The sequence below is a fragment of the Pseudomonas nabeulensis genome, from assembly GCF_004682045.1.
In the GTDB taxonomy this organism is placed as follows: domain Bacteria; phylum Pseudomonadota; class Gammaproteobacteria; order Pseudomonadales; family Pseudomonadaceae; genus Aquipseudomonas; species Aquipseudomonas nabeulensis.
This window is the reverse complement of record NZ_QUZT01000006.1, coordinates 98,213-115,263: the sequence shown is the minus strand read 5'-3', so window position 1 is coordinate 115,263 and position 17,051 is coordinate 98,213. Positions and strand designations below refer to the sequence as shown.

15 protein-coding genes are annotated in these 17,051 nt (G+C 64.6%); 11 read left to right on the top strand and 4 right to left on the bottom strand.

The window, feature by feature from the left end; all coding sequences use genetic code 11:
• Positions 1 to 90: 90 nt before the first annotated feature.
• The 3 genes from DYL61_RS05555 to DYL61_RS05545 are packed head-to-tail and all read left to right on the top strand — an operon-like array spanning position 91 to position 2,940.
• Positions 91 to 1,074 (top strand): flavin reductase family protein, encoded by a 984-nt coding sequence (locus tag DYL61_RS05555; RefSeq protein WP_135307529.1) that lies wholly within the window; start codon positions 91 to 93, stop codon positions 1,072 to 1,074.
• Positions 1,071 to 2,396: a spinster family MFS transporter gene (locus tag DYL61_RS05550; RefSeq protein WP_135307528.1), complete on the top strand. Its 1,326-nt coding sequence runs from the start codon at positions 1,071 to 1,073 to the stop codon at positions 2,394 to 2,396. The genes DYL61_RS05555 and DYL61_RS05550 overlap by 4 nt, the downstream gene beginning before the upstream one ends.
• 7 nt (positions 2,397 to 2,403) lie before the next feature.
• Complete coding sequence (locus DYL61_RS05545) at positions 2,404 to 2,940, top strand: TetR/AcrR family transcriptional regulator (protein ID WP_135307527.1); 537 nt, start codon at positions 2,404 to 2,406, stop codon at positions 2,938 to 2,940.
• Positions 2,941 to 3,194: 254 nt separating this feature from the next.
• On the opposite strand, the gene DYL61_RS05540 is transcribed toward DYL61_RS05545, so the two are convergent.
• Positions 3,195 to 3,956: an SDR family oxidoreductase gene (locus DYL61_RS05540; protein WP_135307526.1), complete on the bottom strand. Its 762-nt coding sequence runs from the start codon at positions 3,954 to 3,956 to the stop codon at positions 3,195 to 3,197.
• 16 nt (positions 3,957 to 3,972) lie between these two features.
• Positions 3,973 to 4,710, bottom strand: a complete 738-nt coding sequence (locus tag DYL61_RS05535; RefSeq protein WP_135307525.1) for a sulfite exporter TauE/SafE family protein — start codon at positions 4,708 to 4,710, stop codon at positions 3,973 to 3,975.
• Between the two features lie 196 nt (positions 4,711 to 4,906).
• On the opposite strand from DYL61_RS05535, the gene aptA reads away from it, so the two are divergent.
• Complete coding sequence (gene aptA / locus DYL61_RS05530) at positions 4,907 to 6,217, top strand: omega-aminotransferase AptA (protein WP_135307524.1); 1,311 nt, start codon at positions 4,907 to 4,909, stop codon at positions 6,215 to 6,217.
• Here aptA and pdxR (DYL61_RS05525) read toward each other — a convergent pair.
• Positions 6,214 to 7,707: a MocR-like pyridoxine biosynthesis transcription factor PdxR gene (pdxR, locus tag DYL61_RS05525; protein ID WP_135307523.1), complete on the bottom strand. Its 1,494-nt coding sequence runs from the start codon at positions 7,705 to 7,707 to the stop codon at positions 6,214 to 6,216. The two genes, aptA and pdxR (DYL61_RS05525), sit on opposite strands and share 4 nt — an antisense overlap.
• A 181-nt stretch (positions 7,708 to 7,888) precedes the next feature.
• Here pdxR (DYL61_RS05525) and tauA point away from each other — a divergent pair, with 181 nt between their 5' ends.
• From tauA to DYL61_RS05490, 7 genes are all read left to right on the top strand, one after another.
• A complete protein-coding gene (gene tauA, locus DYL61_RS05520; protein WP_135307522.1) occupies positions 7,889 to 8,905 on the top strand; it encodes a taurine ABC transporter substrate-binding protein in 1,017 nt (338 codons plus the stop codon).
• A gap of 46 nt (positions 8,906 to 8,951) precedes the next feature.
• Complete coding sequence (locus DYL61_RS05515; protein ID WP_135307521.1) at positions 8,952 to 9,794, top strand: taurine ABC transporter ATP-binding protein; 843 nt, start codon at positions 8,952 to 8,954, stop codon at positions 9,792 to 9,794.
• Positions 9,791 to 10,660 (top strand): ABC transporter permease subunit, encoded by an 870-nt coding sequence (locus tag DYL61_RS05510; RefSeq protein WP_135307520.1) that lies wholly within the window; start codon positions 9,791 to 9,793, stop codon positions 10,658 to 10,660. The genes DYL61_RS05515 and DYL61_RS05510 overlap by 4 nt, the downstream gene beginning before the upstream one ends.
• A 74-nt stretch (positions 10,661 to 10,734) precedes the next feature.
• Complete coding sequence (pdxR, locus tag DYL61_RS05505) at positions 10,735 to 12,255, top strand: MocR-like pyridoxine biosynthesis transcription factor PdxR (protein WP_202978026.1); 1,521 nt, start codon at positions 10,735 to 10,737, stop codon at positions 12,253 to 12,255.
• A 234-nt stretch (positions 12,256 to 12,489) separates the two neighbouring features.
• Positions 12,490 to 13,794: a carbohydrate porin gene (locus tag DYL61_RS05500; protein ID WP_193559426.1), complete on the top strand. Its 1,305-nt coding sequence runs from the start codon at positions 12,490 to 12,492 to the stop codon at positions 13,792 to 13,794.
• 25 nt (positions 13,795 to 13,819) lie between these two features.
• On the top strand, positions 13,820 to 15,277 hold the full coding sequence (locus tag DYL61_RS05495; protein WP_135307519.1) for an amidase: 1,458 nt from the start codon (positions 13,820 to 13,822) through the stop codon (positions 15,275 to 15,277).
• Between the two features lie 61 nt (positions 15,278 to 15,338).
• Entirely contained in the window at positions 15,339 to 16,655 is a 1,317-nt protein-coding gene (locus DYL61_RS05490) for a spinster family MFS transporter (RefSeq protein ID WP_135307518.1), read from the top strand.
• Here the strand turns inward: DYL61_RS05490 and DYL61_RS05485 are convergent.
• A complete protein-coding gene (locus DYL61_RS05485) occupies positions 16,652 to 17,008 on the bottom strand; it encodes a DUF1937 family protein (RefSeq protein WP_135307517.1) in 357 nt (118 codons plus the stop codon). The two genes, DYL61_RS05490 and DYL61_RS05485, sit on opposite strands and share 4 nt — an antisense overlap.
• Between the last annotated feature and the right edge of the window lie 43 nt (positions 17,009 to 17,051).

Below are 17,051 nucleotides of genomic sequence, written 5' to 3'. Positions count from 1 at the left end.
ACGAGGTTGGCGTTAGTCCGTTGAGACGATGCTACTGGCCCTCAAACCGCCAACACTGGCCATAAGCCCCCACCCTCCATGAGGCCAGTCATGGCAACACAAAACCTTAGCTTCGACCCCCAGGCCTTTCGCGCTGCGCTCGGCACCTTTACCACCGGGGTCACCATCATCACCACCCACGCCGAAGACGGCTCGCCGGTGGGCATCACCGCCAACAGCTTCAACTCGGTGTCGCTCAACCCACCGCTGGTGCTGTGGAGCCTGTCCAAGCAAGCGCGCAGCCTGCCGGTGTTCAGCAGCGGCAAACACTGGAACGTGCACGTGTTGTCCACCGAGCAGGAAACCTTGTCGGGCCGGTTTGCCACCCAGGGCGAAGACAAGTTCGCCGAGATCGCGCTGGACAACGGCGTCAGCGCCGCCCCGCTGCTGCAGGACTGCACCGCGCGTTTTCAATGCCGCACGGCGTTCCAGTACGAAGGCGGTGACCATGTGATCTTCGTCGGTGAAGTGCTGGCCTTCGACCACAGCGACCGCGCCCCGCTGGCCTTCCAAAGCGGCCAATACGCCCTGGCCACACGCAAGCCGCGCAGTGAGCTGCGCCTGGCCACCACACCACCGGCGCCCGAATGCAGCTACACCGAGGACTTGCTCGGCTACCTGCTGGGACGCGGGCACTACCAGGTGCTCAACCAGTTGCGCCAATTGCTCGGCGAGCAGCAGTTGGATGAGCAGACGTTTTTTGTGCTGTCGATTTTGTGTATTCGCGACAACCTGACCCTGGATGAAATCAACACCTTCGTGAATTACACCGGCATGGTCATCAGCCTGGCGAGCATGCGCTTCCTCGAACGCCAGCGCCTAGTGGCCTTCGAAGGCCCGGCCGACGCCTTGCGCTTTGTACTCACCGCCCAGGGCCGTGAAGTGTCCCTGCATCAACTGGCGCTGGCCAAGGCAGTGGAACAAGACCTGGTGGCCAGGCTCGGCAGCGCCGATGCGCAAGCCTTGAAGGTGTTGCTCAAGCGCCTGATCGTGGTGAGTGACCCAGGCCTGCCGGACCTCTGGGCACCGCGATGAGCGCCCGCGAACCGACGCTCCCGGCGACTCACGCCGGTTGGGCCAGCCACGGTCTGTTGGTCCTGCTGGCCCTGGTGTTTGCCGATAACTTCGTTGGCCGGCAAATACTCGCGGTGATGATCGAGCCGCTGAAGGCCGAATTCGGCGTGGGCGATACCGCCATCGGCTTGATCTCCGGGCTGGCGTTCGCCGCCGTGTATGCACTGATGGGCCTGCCCGCCGGGCGCCTGGTGGACCGCCTGCCCCGCACGCGCCTGCTGGCCTTGTCGTGCCTGCTGTGGGCGTTGGCGACCATGGCCTGCGGCTGGGCCGGCAGTTTTATTGCGCTGGCCATCGCGCGGATGCTGGTGGCGGTGAGTGAATCCCCGACCACCTCGGCGTCGCTGTCGTTGATTGCCGATTTGTATCCGCCCCAGCGTCGTTCGTTCGCCATCAGTTGCTTTACCGCTGCGCCGACGTTTTCTTCAATCATCGGCTTGAGTGTCGGCGCCTGGGTGGTCGAGCATTACGGTTGGCGCAGCGCATTTATCGCGCTGGGCGTACCGGCCCTGGTGTTTTCCATGACGCTGGCGTGGGTGCGCGAACCCCGCCGGGGCCGCTGGGACCTCACGCCGCAGACCCACACGCCCCCGCCACTGCTCGGCATGGGCGCCGAGGCACGCGCGCTGTGGGCGTTGCCGGCCTATCGCTGCCTGGTGTTGGCCGGTGGCCTGGCCACCTTGAGTTCCTATGCGGTGGGGATGTGGAACACCAGTTTCCTGGTGCGCTCCCACGGGCTGTCGCTGCAACATGCCGGGCTGTTGGCGGGCGTCATTTGCGGCCTCTCGGCCGGAGTCGGCGGACTGGTCAGTGGTGGGTTGAGCGACCGCCTGTGCCGTCGCCATCCCCATTGGCAGGTGTCGATCCCCATGCTCGGCCATGGCGCGGCGGTCTGCGCGCTGGTGCCCTACCTGCTGTGGTCCGATGCGCTGCTGATCCGCGTGGGCGATGTGCCGATCCCGGCAGCCATGCTCTGGTGCGCGCTGTACGCATTCTTTGCGGTGTGGTGGGTGGCGCCCTCCTACAACCTGGTGACCCAACTGGTGCCGCCGGGCCGACGCGGCACCGCCATGGCCTTGCAAACCATTGTCAGCACATTGTTGGGCGTTGGCGTCGGGCCGCTGATCACCGGGGTATTCAGCGAACTGCTGCTGCCGATGGCCGGGCAGGAGTCGTTGCGCTATGCCTTGTTGCTGGTCAACCTGCCGGTGATCTGCGCCGTCCTGCTGTTGATGCGCACGGCCACCCATGCCGCAAAAACCGACTATCGCCACGCGGTCTGACCTCACTATGGCCCTCCCCCAATCCCTCCCCAGCGCCCGCGACCGCCTGCTCGATGCCGCCCTCGAACTCTTCGCCACCCGTGGCTTCCAGGCGATCGGCCTGCGCGACCTGGCCGGCCATTTGGGGTTGCATGCCGGGTCGCTGTATCACCATATCGAGAACAAGCAGAGCCTGTTGTTCGAGCTGATCGAGCGCGCATTCTCGGACCTGCTGCACGACACCCAGCGCCGCCTCAAAGGCACCCGCAACCCCGGCGAACGGCTGCAACGGTTTATCCAGGCGTTTGCCCGTTTCAATGCAAATGAGCCGTACCGGTTGGTGCTGATGACCCGTGAATTCGTCAACCTTGATGAGGCACAGCAAACCAAAATCATCCAGCTGAAAGACCGTTATGCGTTGCTGCTGAGCCAAGTGTTGGAGGACGAAAACGGCCATGCAGGCAGTGCCCCGATCCTACTGGTGATTTTGTTTGGGCAGTCGCAGTGGTACAGCGGTGAAATCAGTGAGTCTCGATTGATGCAGGTGGTGCGGGGCTTTCGATAGGGGTGGGTCAGCAACAAATAAGGTGACTGATACTCCGTCATCGGGGGCAAGCCCCCTCCCACATTTTGATCTTCGTGTATCAGGTGAATATCACACGGCTTTTGATCTGCTTTTGATCTGGGTCGCCCCGTTAAACCACGCTGGCCGAACGCAGGCTTGAATCCGTGGGTAACCCGGCAGGACGCCGGGTTAGCCGCTATCGGGGGCAAGCCCCCTCCCACAGGTCCAGGGCAAGACTCAAAATTGTGTGAACACTAACGACCCCGCTCAATCTGAAAATTACTCCAGGCCTGGGTCACCGGCATCACCTCCAAACTGTTGATATTGATATGCGCCGGCTGGCTCATCAGCCAGAAGATCGTCTCGGCAATGTCAGCCGGTTGCAGCGGCTCGGCACCCGCATACACCGCTTCGTACCTGTGAGCATCGCCCGCAAAGCGCACCAGGGAAAACTCGCTTTCGCACAACCCCGGTTCCAGGTTGGTCACCCGCACCCCCGTGCCCTGCAAGTCACAACGCAAATTCAACGAAAACTGCCGCACAAACGCCTTGGTCGCCCCATACACATGGCTACCGGGATACGGCCAATTCCCCGCAATGGACCCCAGGTTAACGATGCTCGCGCCGCGACCGTGGGCGATCAAGCGCGGCAGCAACAGCCGCGTGCTGTACAGCAGGCCCTTGATATTGGTGTCGACCATGGTCTCCCAGTCATCCAGCGAACACGCCTGGGCAGCCTCGGTTCCCAGCGCCAGCCCAGCGTTGTTGATCAGCCCGCGCAACCGGTTAAAGCCCTCGGGCAATTGGCTGATTGCCGCCTGCATGGCCGCGCGGTCGCGAACGTCCAGCACCAACGGCAACACTTCGGCTTGCCCGCTTAACTCGTCGGCCAGACGCAACAGGCGTTCTTCACGCCGGCCCGTCAGCACCATCGACCAGCCGGCCTGGGCGAAACGGCGGGCGCAGGCTTCGCCGAAACCGGCGGTGGCGCCGGTGATAAATACAGTCGGTTGCATGATCCATCTCCAAAGGTCACGACCACGACCGGCCCAGCAGGCCGAAGCCCGCCAACGCCAGCAATAGCCATTGGGTAAGCCGCGCCGCGTGTTCGGCGCGAATGTGCAGGAACAAACGTTGACCCAGCCATAGCCCCAACCACAGCGGTGCCAGCAGTGGCAGTGCGCGGCGTGGCACCTCGGGGCCAATGGCATCGGCCAGGGCCAAGGCGGCCAGCGCGGCCAGGTCCACAACAAAAAAGAACATGATCAGGGTGGCGCGCAGCTTGCGTGCGTGCAGCCCACAATGGCTGAGCCACGCCACCACCAGCGGCCCGCCGATGGAAAACGCGGCGATCAACGCCCCGCTGCTGCCGCCCACCAGCCACGCCGACCACGGCCCGCGCCCCATCGGCAGCGACACCCGTGCCAGGCCCAACAGCGCCAATATCGCCACCAGCAGGTACACCCCCAGGCTCAACCATTCAGCGTCGAGCCCGGTCAATAACCACACACCGCAGGGCACCCCCACGGCCGCCGCCAGCAACACCCGGCGCAGCAGAAAATAGTCGGCCTGGGCCCACGCATCGCGCAGCAACATCAGGCTCGACGCCACCTCCAGGCACAGCACCAGCGGCACCGCATCACGCAATGAACCGAGCAGGGCCAGGCCCACCACCGCGACTGCCGCAAAGCCAAATCCGGTGAGGCCACGCACCACTGCCGCCACCAGCACACAGGCGGCGCTCAAGCTCCAATTCAATTCCGGGGTCACGACGCGCTCCTCTGGCAATGGCGCCACTCTAGTCAGGCACCGACCGCTGCTTTAGAGCCAGATAGGCTTTTCCATGGAGCCAGTGCCCGGCCGACTGGCTCCATGGAAAAGCCCATCTGGCTCTAAGCGCACCCAGGCTGCATGGCTAGGCTGCGGGACAACCGGCCACACCGCGCCCGCCAACAGGAGTCACCCCATGGCAACGAACCTCAGTCATCAATGGATGCCCTTCACCGACAACCGCGAATTCCAGCGCGCCCCGCAATTGTTTGTACGCGCCGAAGGTGTGCGCTACTGGACCGCCGAGGGCCGCGAGTTGCTTGACGGCAGCTCGGGACTGTTCTGCTGCGCCGCCGGGCATGGCCGTACCGAAATCGCCGAAGCGGTGTGCAAGCAACTGCTGACCCTGGATTTCACCCCGCACTTCCAGCGCGCCTCGCCGCTGTCATTCGAACTGGCGGAGCGCTTGAGCGAGCTGCTGCCGCAAGGTCTGAACAAGCTGTTTTTCACCAACTCCGGTTCCGAGTCGGTGGACAGCGCGATGAAGATCGCCCTGGCCTATCACCGCGCCCGCGGCCAGGCCCAGCGCACGCGCTTTGTCTCTCGCGAGTGGGCCTACCACGGGGTCAATTTCGGCGGCGTGGCCCTGTCCGGCATGATGCGCAACCGCCAGGCCTTCGCCACCGGCGGCCTGCCCCACGTCAGCCATATGCGCCACACCTGGCAGGCGGAGCAACGCTATCAGTTGGGTGAACCGAGCCAAGGCGCAGACCTGGCCGACGACCTGGAACGCATCATCGCCACCCACGGCGCCGACAGCATCGCCGCGTGTTTTGTCGAGCCCATCGCCGGTTCCATCGGTGTGTACGTACCGCCCGCCGGCTACCTGAAACGCCTGCGGGATATCTGCAATCGCCACGGCATCCTGTTGGTGTTCGACGAAGTGATCACCGGTTTCGGCCGCACCGGCGAAGCGTTTGCCGCGCAGAGTTTTGCGGTGAAGCCGGACATCATCACCATGGCCAAGGCCTTGACCAACGGCGCGATCCCCATGGGTGCGGTGGCGGTGGATGAGTCGATCTACGACGCCGTGGTCACCTCCAGCCAAGGCCAGGGGCCGGAGCTGTTCCACGGCTACACCTACTCCGGGCATCCGGCCGCGTGTGCGGCTGCGCTGGCCTCGTTGGACATCTATCGCGATGAGGATTTGTTTGGCCGTGGCCGCCAGTTGGCGCCGTACTTTATGGAGTCGTTGAGCGCCTTGCGTGGCTTGCCTCAGGTCAGCGACTTGCGCGGTTACGGCCTGCTCAGCGGCATCCAGTTGGCCCCTGGCGCCACCCCCGGTGCCAAGGGTGCGCAGGTGCAACGTGCGCTGTATGACGCAGGGCTGCACGTGAAGACCACCGGCGACGCGATCATCTTCGCCCCGGCGCTGGTGGCCAGCCGCACCGATGTGGACGCCATGTTCGAAGTACTCAAGTCCACCCTCAGCCAAGAAACGTTCTAGGCCGGTTGGGCCTGGTGCAATTCGCGCCAGGCCTGGCCCAGAGCGGCAATCCCCGCTTCGATCCGGTCTTCGGCAATCGCGCCGAAGCCCAGGCGAAAATAGCAGCCGCCGCGCCCCTCCCCCAGAAAGTGAATATCCCCCGGCTCGATCAACACCCCGTGCCGCGCGACCCGCCGCTGCAAGGCCCAGGCGTCCACCGCCGGCGGCCCACTGACCCAGATCGACGAACCACCGGCCATGCCACTGGCGTGGCACTCCGGCAGATGCTCGGCCAAGGCGCGGCTGATCACCCGCCATTTGCGCGCCAGGCGATCACGCAGGCGGCGCGCGTGGGCATCGTAATGCCCCATGGCCAGGAACAACGCGAGGATGCGTTGGTTGTTCGACGGCGGATGGCGGTACATGTAGCGGCGCAGTGCGCGCAGTTCGTGGATCAACTCGGCATCGGCGGCAATAAAGCCCAGGCGCACCCCCGGCAGCAAGCCTTTGGTAAGGCTGCCGAGGTAGATGACGCGGCCACTGTCGTCATAGCTTTTGAGCGCCGGGTGGTTGCTGCCGAGAAAGTTCTGCTCGCTTTCGTAGTCGTCTTCGATGATCAAAAAGTCGTGTTCGCGGGCGCTGGCCAACAGCTCCAGGCGTCGGTACAGCGGCATGGTCACGCCGGTGGGCGACTGGTGACTGGGGGTGCAGAACAGCATGTCGCAGCCGCGCAGTTGCTCGTCCACCACCAGCCCCTGCCGGTCGATGCGCAGCGGGCGCAAGGTGCAACCGGAAAGGCTGAAAATATTCCGCGCATCCACGTAGCCCGGCTCTTCCAGGCCCATTTGCAGACCGGGCCGCCCCAACAGGCGGGTGAGCATATACAGCGAATTTTGCGTGCCGATGGTCACCAGCACCTGCTCCGGCCGCGCCTGGATGCCGCGCTTGGGCAACACCCGTTGGATGATCTGTTCCACCAGCAATGGATCATCCAGCATCACCTGGTCATCCACCCAACTGCGCATGTGCGCGCCGCTGGTGGCGATACGCGCGCAGTCGCGCCAACGGGCGGCGGTTTGTTCGTCGTCCTCGATCTGCCCGTAGATAAACGGGTAGCGGTAGTCGCGCCAGTTGCGTGGTTTGACGATGCTGCGCATCTGCGCCGAGTCGGTTTGCAGGCGGCGCTCCCAGTCCGGCGCATGGTCGGGCCGCTCGAACAGGGCCGGTGACTTGGCCTTGAGGCTGACGTTGAGTTGCTGGCGCAGGAATTTCTCATTGATAAAGTAGCCGCGCCGATCCGAAGGGGTCAGGTAACCGTCCTGCACCAACTGTTCGTACACCAGCACCACGGTATTGCGCGACACCTTGAGCAACTCGCACAACTTGCGCGAGGACGGCATGGCGTCGTCGGGCGGCAGCGCGCCGTCGAGGATGGCATTGAGCAGGTTTTCGCGCAGTTGCTCCTGCAACCCGCGACCGGCTTCGAACGGACGGAAATAACGCTCCAACATGGTTCCCACTCCCTCGACGACGCACCCCGATGGCGCGCCCGCTACGCTGCACGCCAGGCGCGCAAAGGCCTGGCGCGCTGGCTGGTACCAAAGCCCGGCGCATCTGGCTCTAAAGCAAGCAACGGGCCGACCCTAAGATCCAGCTGTGCCAAACACGGCCGTTACTCTTAGGAGCCACACCATGCTCAAGCCCCTGCACCAATGGATACGCCGCTCCCTGCTGTTACCCGCCGCCGCGCTGACCCTGGGGCTTGCCACCACGGCTCAGGCGCAGACGGTGACCATCGGCGTGCAAAGCATGTTTGCGCCGTGGAAGAACGCCATCGCCGAAAAGCAATTCGAGCAGGCCACCGGCTGGGATATCCAGTGGCGCAACTTCGACAGCGGCGGCGATGTGATGACCGCCATGGCCTCGGGCGATGTGCAGATTGGCGTGGCCGGCAGCAGCCCGATTGCCGCCGCCGTGAGCCGTGGGGTGGACGCGCAGTTGTTCTGGATCCTGGACAATATCAACAACGCCGAGGCCCTGGTGGTGCGCAACGGCAGCGGCATCGTTGCGCCCCAGGACCTGGCGGGCAAAACCCTGGCGGTGCCATTCGTTTCCACCACGCACTTTCATGCGCTGTTTGCCCTGGAACAATTCGGCCTGAGCGGCAAGGTCAAGGTGATCAACCTGCAACCCTCGGACATTCCCGCCGCCTGGGAACGTGGGGATATCGACGCTGCCTTTATCTGGGACCCGGCACTCGGCCGCCTCAAGCAAAGCGGGCATGTGCTGCTGACCTCCGGGCAACTGACCCAATGGGGCAAGGCCACCTTCGATGGCATCGTGGTCGACCGCCAGTTCGCCGAGAAGAACAGCGCGGGCATGCTCGCCCTGACCAAGGTGCTGCAAGCCAGCACGGCGTCGTACGTGAACGCGCCAAACACGTGGACTGCCGACTCGCCGCAAGTGATCAACGTGGCGCGCCAGTCCGGTGCCAAGCCCGATGAAGTACCGCCCGTGCTGGCCCTGTACCAGTTCCCCCTCGCGGCGCAGCAGGCCAGTGCCAGCTGGCTCGGCGCCGGCAAGGACGGCGGCGCGGCCAAGGCGTTGGCGGCCACCGCTGAATTCTTGAAAGCGCAGAAAAAGATCCCGGCGCTGTTGCCCGACTACAGCGTGGCGATCAACCCGAGCTACGTCCAGGCCGCGCAATAACCCCTGCCACGGGCGGCGCGGGTCGCCCCTCAATGAGGAAACAGCCATGGGCCAGTGCCTGAAAATCCATGACGTGTCGGTGCACTACCCCGGCCAGCAAAAAGGCCAGCGAGTCACCGCACTTGCCGGGGTCAACCTGGAGATTGCCAGCGGTGACTTCGTGGTCGCCCTCGGCGCCTCGGGGTGCGGCAAAACCACCCTGCTCAACCTGATGGCCGGTTTTATCCAGCCCAGCAGTGGCTTGATCACCCTGGGTGATTTTCACGGCCAAGTGCCGCAACACACCTCGGCCACGGCGCAACTGCGCGACCAGGTCACCGGGCCCGGCACCGAGCGTGGCGTGGTGTTCCAGAAGCACGCCCTGCTGCCCTGGCTGAATGTGCTCGACAACGTCGCATTCGGCTTGAAACTGCGCGGTATGCCCAGTGCCGAGCGTGAGGAACGGGCACGGCATTTTCTCCAGCTCACGGGCCTTGCGGACTTCGCCCGGCACGCGGTGTATCAACTGTCGGGCGGCATGCAACAACGGGTCGGCATTGCGCGGGCGCTGACCAACGACCCGCAGATGTTATTGCTCGACGAGCCCCTTGGCGCACTGGATGCCCTGACCCGCGAGCGCTTGCAGGAGTTGATCCTGCAAATCTGGCAACGCACCGAAAAAATGATGTTTTTCATCACCCACGATGTCGAGGAAGCGCTGTTCATGGCGACTCGGCTGATCATCATGTCGCCGCGCCCCGGCCGCATCACCCACGAGTTCCCGGTGGATTTCGGTCGGCGCTTCCTCGCTGGCCAGGACGCCCGCACGGTCAAATCCAGCCCGGACTTTATCGCCCTGCGTGAGCAGGTGCTGGGCATCATCCACGGTGACGAGGAGTCGGCCGCATGAGTTTATTGGACGAGAAACAACGCGGCGCCATTCTGCGCGCCCTGCACGACCTGCGGCGTGCCGCACCGGCACGGCCCGGTGAGCAATATGGCGCGCCGGGCAATGGGTCGAGCCTGCTGCTGAGCCTGGTCACCGTGGGGCTGGTGTTTGCGCTCTGGTATGTCGCCACCAACGTCGGGTGGATCAAGCCGCTGTTCCTGCCTTCGCCTCAGGCGGTGTGGATGCAACTGATGGACGTGGCCAGTGACGGCTTTGCCGACGCCTCGCTGCTCAGCCATATCGGCTGGAGTGCGTTCCGGGTATTCGGCGCGTTTGTGCTGGCGGCCTGCACGGCGATCCCGGTGGGCATCATGATGGGCGTGAACCGCGTGGCCCGTGGGGTGCTCGACCCGCTGGTGGAGTTTTACCGGCCACTGCCGCCGCTGGCGTACTTGCCGCTGGTGGTGATCTGGATGGGCATCGGCGAAGGCTCGAAAGTGTTGCTGATTTACCTGGCGATGTTCGCACCGCTGGCCCTGAGTGCGCGGGCCGGGGTGAAGTCGGTGGCCATCGAGCAGATTCACGCCGCCTACTCCATGGGCGCCAGCCGTGGCCAGGTGTTGCGCCACGTGATCATGCCCGCGGCGTTACCGGAAATACTGACCGGCATGCGCATCGCCATCGGCTTTGGCTGGACCACCCTGGTGGCCGCCGAGATGGTCGCCGCCACCGCCGGCCTGGGCTTTATGGTGCTGACCGCCTCCAAGTTCATGGCCACCGACGTGGTGATCATGGGCATCCTGGTGATTGGCGCGATGGCCCTGCTGTTCGACCTGGGCATGCGCTGGCTGGAACGGCGGCTGGTGCCCTGGAAAGGCAAGGCTTGAGACACCTGCATAGCGCTGCACCCGCGTCCTGGGTTAGGGTGGCCGACATCCCTTGTGCCGTTGGCCCTGCCCCTGTGACCCCGACCCTGAACCGCACCGGCAAACATGATTTGATGTGGCGCCAACTGCTGCCCAAGGCACGGCGCAATGACGAGCCGTTGCAGGTGCAGTTGTGCGTGGCGTTTGTCACGGCGATCCTCGACGGCCGCCTCCCCGCCGGCACGCGGCTGCCTTCGGGGCGCGACCTGGCGCAGTTGACCGGGGTGTCGCGCAATACCGCGGTGCTGGTTTACGAACGGTTGAGCGCCGAGGGCTATATCGAGTCACGCCTGCGCGATGGCTTCTTTGTGTGCAGCGACATCTCGCCGACCCAGGCCACCCAGGAACCGCTGCCCGCCCCCAGCGCCCAGCCGGATTGGCAGCAACGCCTCAAAGCCACCGCCCACATGGCGCCCTGGGCTGACCGCCCCACCGTATGGCGGCGGGTGCGCTACCCGTTTATCTATGGCCAGTTCGACCCGCGCCAGTTTCCGCTGACGCAATGGCGCCAGTGCACGCGCCAGGCCAATGAGGTCAAGGCCGTCGACCGCTGGTGGCAGGAAGGCGAGGACGCCGGCAACGCGCAGTTGATCGACCAATTGATCCGCCGCGTGCTGCCACGCCGAGGCATCGCCGCCACCCGCGACCAAGTGCTGTTGACCCTCGGTCGCCAGCAAAGCTTCTACCTGCTGGCCCGTTTGCTGGTGCGCGATGGCGCGCGCATCGGCTTCGAAGAACCGGGCTACATGGACCCGCGCAATGTGTTTGCCTACAACGGTGCACAGGTGGTGCCGTTGCCGGTGGACGAGCAAGGTGTGGTGCCAACCGCTGACTACGCGAGCTGCGACTACCTGTATTGCACGCCGGGCTACCAATGCCCCACCGGTGTCACCCTGAGCCCGCAACGCCGTACCACACTGCTGGCGATGGCGGCGCAGCATGACCAGGTGATCATCGAAGACGACGACGATCCGGAAACCGAATACGACGGCCAGGCGTTGCCGGCGCTCAAGGCCCAGGACGGCAACGAACGGGTGATCTACCTCAGCAGCCTGTCCAAACTGCTGTCGCCGGGATTGGGCATCGGCTATATCGTCGCGCCGGCGCCGGTCATCGAGCAGTTGCGCCACTTGCAACGCCTGATGATCCGGCAGATCCCCGGCAACAACCAGGTGGCCGCTGCGCTGTTTATCCAGCAAGGCCACTACGACCGCTTATTGCAGCAAGCCCGGGAAAAACTCGCCCAGCGCGCCGCCTTGATCACCCAGGCATTGCGCGCCCACTTGCCCGAGGCGACGTTTATCGCGCCTACCGGCGGCGCCACCCTTTGGTTGCGCTTGCCCCATTGCCATGACCTGACGCAGCTGTACATGGAAGGCCTGGCCCAAGGCGTGCTGTTCGACCCCAGTTCCGCCTTCTACATGGACCCTGCCGTCGGCGCCGCCAACCCCGCAATGCGCCTGGGGTTCGGCTCGATGGCCAAGGACACCATCGTCCCCGGTATCGAAGCCTTGAGCCGGGTGATCCATGCCCATTGGCAGCGCTGGAAACGCTGAACGCGCCCTATCCAGACGCACGCCGCACCATCCCCGGGCAAACCCTGCCCATTCCCCCCTTCGCCCTGCCCCGCCGACTCGCTGGAAGCCGCGTAAACCGTGGCGTGCACTGGCCCCATCGATACCTGCCATTGGCGCCATGCGCTGGTGACGAAAATGCACGGATACTCGCGCTGCAACCCGGCGGCGCAGACCGGCGGGTGTCGTCCTACTTGACCTAAACAGGATGGGGAAATGTTGAAGATGCGATCCATGCCGTTCCCGATAAAAGCAGGCCTGCTCTGGATCGGCTGTGCCAGTGCGCACGCCGCCAGTGGCGACAGCCCGCCCACATGCACGAATTACGACCAGTACCTGACCCGCGCCGAGATCGTCATCAAGTCGATCCCGGTGTGCGCCCGCATCAGCCCGGAACTGGGCGGCTTGCGTGAAGCCCTGGCCGAACACGGCTTTGGTTTTACCGCGACGTCCTATAACGGCTACACCTACGACGTGCTCGGCCATAACGCCAAGCCTCAGCTGTATAACGGGCAAAACCCCAGCTACAACGCCTCGCTCAATACCTATCTCACCTACGACCTGACCCGCATCGGTTTTGCCAACGACGCGCAGTTCACCCTGGCGGCGCAGTGGGTGGGGGCCAACTACACGCCGGCCAACCCGCGCGTGACCACCATGACGGTGTTCGCGATCAACCAGTCGTTCTTCGATCATCAGTTGGAGCTGGAGTACGGCTATATCACCGGCGTGCGCCTGTTCTATGGGATCGCACTGGGTGGCAATGCGTCCACTGCCGCGCTCGGACCGAGCAGCGTGGTGCCGTTCCAGGTGGGCATGTCGGCCACCGAGCCGACGCCGACGCTGAACGTGATCGTGCGTGACCCGTCGCTGCGCTTCTACAACAGCTTTGCGGTGACGCGCAGTGTCAGCCCGGCCGGTATCGCCCAGGATGTGAAGGACAACCCCAGCGGCTTTCGCCTCAGTGTGCCGGATGCCAAGGCGCTGTTTATCGATGAGTTCGGCTACAAGCGCGCCGCCAGCGCCACCGAAAACTCCGCCTGGTTCCGGGCCGGCGCGCTGTACAACACCACCCAATACACCGAGTTCAAGAGCGGCAAGAAGTCCGACAACAACTACGGCGTGTACCTGGCGGGCACCGTGCAAGTCAGCAAGCCGTGGGGCGATGCACGCGGCTGGTACCTGGACAGCAAGGTCGATTACTCGCCGGACTCGGTCAACGCCATCAACCAGGCGATCCAGTTCACCGCCTTCAACGTGGGCCCGTTTGCCAGCCGCCCGGCGGACATGCTCGCGTTTGGCGTGACCAAGAGCGACTACAGCAAGGCACTGCGCGATGTGTACGCCGGTTACCGCATGCAGACCGCCAGCCACACCCTGGCCGCGACCGCCTCCTACGCGGCGCGCTTGACCCCCGGCATCTACCTGATCAGCGGCCTGACCTACACCCATAACCCGGTGTTTACCCCGGTGCACAGTGACGCCCTGCTGTGGCAGGAATCACTGAACTTCCTGTTTTGAATCCCTTTTCGCCGAGGCACTTTTGATGACCACCACCCCTTTTATGTCCCAGGCCGATTACCTTGCACTGGACGCCACCGCCATGGCCGAGGGCGTGCACAACGGCAGCCTGGCGCCCGAAGCGCTGCTGCGTGCCGCCCTGGAGCGTTGCGACCAACTGGACCCAACAATCAACGCCGTGGTGATGCGCCATGATGACCACGCCTTTGCGCAGTTAAAGGCCCGCCAAGCGGCCGGCACCGAGGGCAAGGGGGCATTGGCCGGTGTGCCGATGCTGCTCAAGGACTTGAACACTTACCTGGCGGGCACCGTGACCACCAACGGCTCGCGCCTGCTGGGTGACACGCCGCCGGCAACCGCCAACAGCACCGTGGTCAAGCGCTACCTGGACGCCGGCATGCTGGTGTTCGGCAAGACCGCCAGCCCCGAGTTCGGCATGACCACCACCACTGAGTCCAGCCAATGGGGACGCACCCGCAACCCGTGGAACCTGGATTACAGCGCCGGCGGTTCGTCGGGCGGCGCCGCCGCTGCGGTCGCCTCCGGAATCGTGCCGGTGGCCCACGCCACCGATGGCGGCGGGTCGATTCGCATCCCGGCGGCCTATTGCGGGGTGTTCGGCATGAAGCCGACACGCTACCGCACCCCGCAGGGCCCGAACTCGTTCGAAGGCTGGTTTGGCGCCAGTTGCGGCCATGTGGTGTCGCGCAGCGTGCGCGATTCGGCGTTGTTGCTCGACGTCAGCCACGGTCACGAGCGCGGCAGCCCTTATTGGCTGGCCGAGCCGCCACGCCCGTTTCGCGAGGAAATGCTGCGTACGCCCGCCGCGCTGCGCATCGGTGTGGTGAGTGCCGACATGACCGGCACACCGCTGGACCCGGAGATTGCCGAGGTGCTGGAGCGAACCGTCGGGCAGCTGCGCGAGTTGGGCCATCAGGTGCAACCGCTGACGCTGCCCGTCGACCCTCAACGTCTTTACGCCGCCCACGGCACCACCAGTGGCGTAGCGTTGTTGGCAGCGGTGCGCGACCGCGAGGCCGCGCTCGGTCGGCCCATGCCCGCCCACGCCCTGGAGCCGGTGACCCAGCGTGTACTGGAGCAGGCCACCCAGGCCAGCGCCGAACGCCTGTATCGCGCCCGCCGCGACTTCGAGGCGATTGGCCTGCAAATGGAACTGCTGTTCGATGATATCGACCTGATCCTCTCCCCCGTCACCGGCCAACTCACGCCGCCGCTGGGCCGGGTGAGCCTGCAAAACAGCTACGAGGACTACATCAAGCACATCGTCGGCAGTATCGGCTTTACCGTGCTGGCCAACGTCAGCGGCCAGCCGGCCATGTCGGTGCCGCTGGGCATCAGCCGCGACGGGTTGCCTATCGGTATGATGTTCAGCGCCGCCCACTGCCAGGAAGGCCTGCTGTTCCAACTGGCCGGGCAGCTGGAACAGCAGCACCCCTGGACTTGCCTTCCCGCACTGCAATAAAACGGCCTGCCGGGCCCTGGCGGCCCGGCAGCACCTCAGAGCACTTTGCGAGCGACTCGACATGACCACCCAGATTCAAGGCTTGCGCCGTCACTACACGCTGTTCCTGCTGTTTCTCGTCTCCGCTGTCAGCCTGATCGACCGGCAGATCATGGGGATCGTCATCGAACCGATCAAAGCCGAATTCCACGTGTCGGACACCCAGATCGGCCTGCTGACCGGGCTGGGCTTTTCCCTGGTGTATTGCTTGTTTGCGATCCCGCTGGGACGTTTCGCCGACCGCTCCAGCCGACGCAACCTGATCGGCCTGTGTTGCGCGTTCTGGAGCACCATGACCCTGTTGTGTGGCTGGGTGACCGGGTACTGGACCCTGGCACTGGCACGCTTGGGCGTGGCGGTGGGCGAGTCGGGCAGCGGCGCGGCGTCGATGTCGATGATTGCCGACCTGTACCCGCCCCACCAACGCGCCAAGGCCATCAGCGTGTACATGCTCGGCGCGCCCATGGGGGCGTTGGTGGGCCTGAGTATCGGCTCGTGGATCACCTATTACTACGGCTGGCGCGCGGCGTTTATCTGGATGGCCGTGCCGGGGCTGATCTGCGCTGTGCTGTTGCGTTTGAGCACAAAGGAACCGGTGCGTGGCGCCTGGGAACCGGTGGCGAACGCCCCCGCCGAACATGAATCCCTGTGGCATGTGCTGCGTGAAGCCTGGGCCTGCCGACCCTACCTGCGCATCGCCATCGCCGGTGCGTTGCTGGCGTTTTCCAGTTATGCGTTCAGTATCTGGAGCACCGCGTTCCTGGTGCGTAGCCACGGCCTGACGCTCAAGGATGCCGGCGCGATCATGGGCCTGGTGGCTGGGCCTGGCGCGATCATCGGTTCGTTGTCCAGCGGCTGGCTGACCGCACACCTGGCGCAGCGTGATGCGCGGTGGCAGTTGGGCATCCCGATCATCGGTGCCCTGCTCGCCTTCCCCCTGGCCAGCGCCTTTGCGCTGTACCCTGCCGGCGCCCCGTGGTTGCTGGGCAGCCTGCAGGTGCCCAAAGCCGCCGCGTTCATGTTCGGCATGTCAGTGTTCGGCATGTGGTGGATGGCGCCCTGCTACACCGCCATCGCCCACCTGATCACGCCTCGGCGCAGGGCCACGCTGATTGCGGTGTTCAACTTCGGCATCATGGCCCTGGGTGCGGGGCTTGGGCCGTTGGCCGTGGGGATACTGAGTGACCACCTGAATGCACTGGTGGGGGCGGACGCGCTGCGGTGGGCACTGGTGATCTGCGCCGGCGGTTATCTGCTGGCGAGTGGGGTGTTGTTGAGCGTGCTCACCCCGTACGTCAGGATGGCACGCCCTGTGGAACGGGTTGTAGCGGCCGCTTAGTTGAATTCAGTTGCCACCGCTGACCACAGGCTTACACGGCGACCGCGATTTTCGAAGAACTCGATCTCACGCTTGATACCGGAGCTGAGGTCCCAGCCGGGCAGATCAAGGATGATCAACTCGTCCAGCGCGCCCATGAAAAACGCATCCACCGGCGCCCAGAGCTTGCCAATGGCCGCGCTGTCCTTGCCTTCGAAGGCCAGGTTGATGGGGTGAGACATCGAGACCTGGCTGAACACCGCATGGCCGGCCTCGATCATCGCAGCGGCCACCTTGTTGCAGGCGATGAACCGATCATGGGTGACCGATGCATCGGCGTGGCTGTAGGGGCAGGCCAGAAAAATCTTTCGCATGTTTACCTCGTTGGAATGGAAGGGTCTTGGCCCTTCCTGATGA

Excerpts from the sequence above, each read along its gene's own strand:
- DYL61_RS05555 (WP_135307529.1), top strand. The coding sequence starts at position 91 with ATGGCAACACAAAACCTTAGCTTCGACCCCCAGGCCTTTCGCGCTGCG.
- DYL61_RS05550 (WP_135307528.1), top strand. The coding sequence starts at position 1,071 with ATGAGCGCCCGCGAACCGACGCTCCCGGCGACTCACGCCGGTTGGGCC.
- DYL61_RS05545 (WP_135307527.1), top strand. The coding sequence starts at position 2,404 with ATGGCCCTCCCCCAATCCCTCCCCAGCGCCCGCGACCGCCTGCTCGAT.
- DYL61_RS05540 (WP_135307526.1), bottom strand. The coding sequence starts at position 3,956 with ATGCAACCGACTGTATTTATCACCGGCGCCACCGCCGGTTTCGGCGAA.
- aptA (WP_135307524.1), top strand. The coding sequence starts at position 4,907 with ATGGCAACGAACCTCAGTCATCAATGGATGCCCTTCACCGACAACCGC.
- pdxR (WP_135307523.1), bottom strand. The coding sequence starts at position 7,707 with ATGTTGGAGCGTTATTTCCGTCCGTTCGAAGCCGGTCGCGGGTTGCAG.
- tauA (WP_135307522.1), top strand. The coding sequence starts at position 7,889 with ATGCTCAAGCCCCTGCACCAATGGATACGCCGCTCCCTGCTGTTACCC.
- DYL61_RS05515 (WP_135307521.1), top strand. The coding sequence starts at position 8,952 with ATGGGCCAGTGCCTGAAAATCCATGACGTGTCGGTGCACTACCCCGGC.
- DYL61_RS05510 (WP_135307520.1), top strand. The coding sequence starts at position 9,791 with ATGAGTTTATTGGACGAGAAACAACGCGGCGCCATTCTGCGCGCCCTG.
- DYL61_RS05500 (WP_193559426.1), top strand. The coding sequence starts at position 12,490 with ATGTTGAAGATGCGATCCATGCCGTTCCCGATAAAAGCAGGCCTGCTC.
- DYL61_RS05495 (WP_135307519.1), top strand. The coding sequence starts at position 13,820 with ATGACCACCACCCCTTTTATGTCCCAGGCCGATTACCTTGCACTGGAC.
- DYL61_RS05490 (WP_135307518.1), top strand. The coding sequence starts at position 15,339 with ATGACCACCCAGATTCAAGGCTTGCGCCGTCACTACACGCTGTTCCTG.
- DYL61_RS05485 (WP_135307517.1), bottom strand. The coding sequence starts at position 17,008 with ATGCGAAAGATTTTTCTGGCCTGCCCCTACAGCCACGCCGATGCATCG.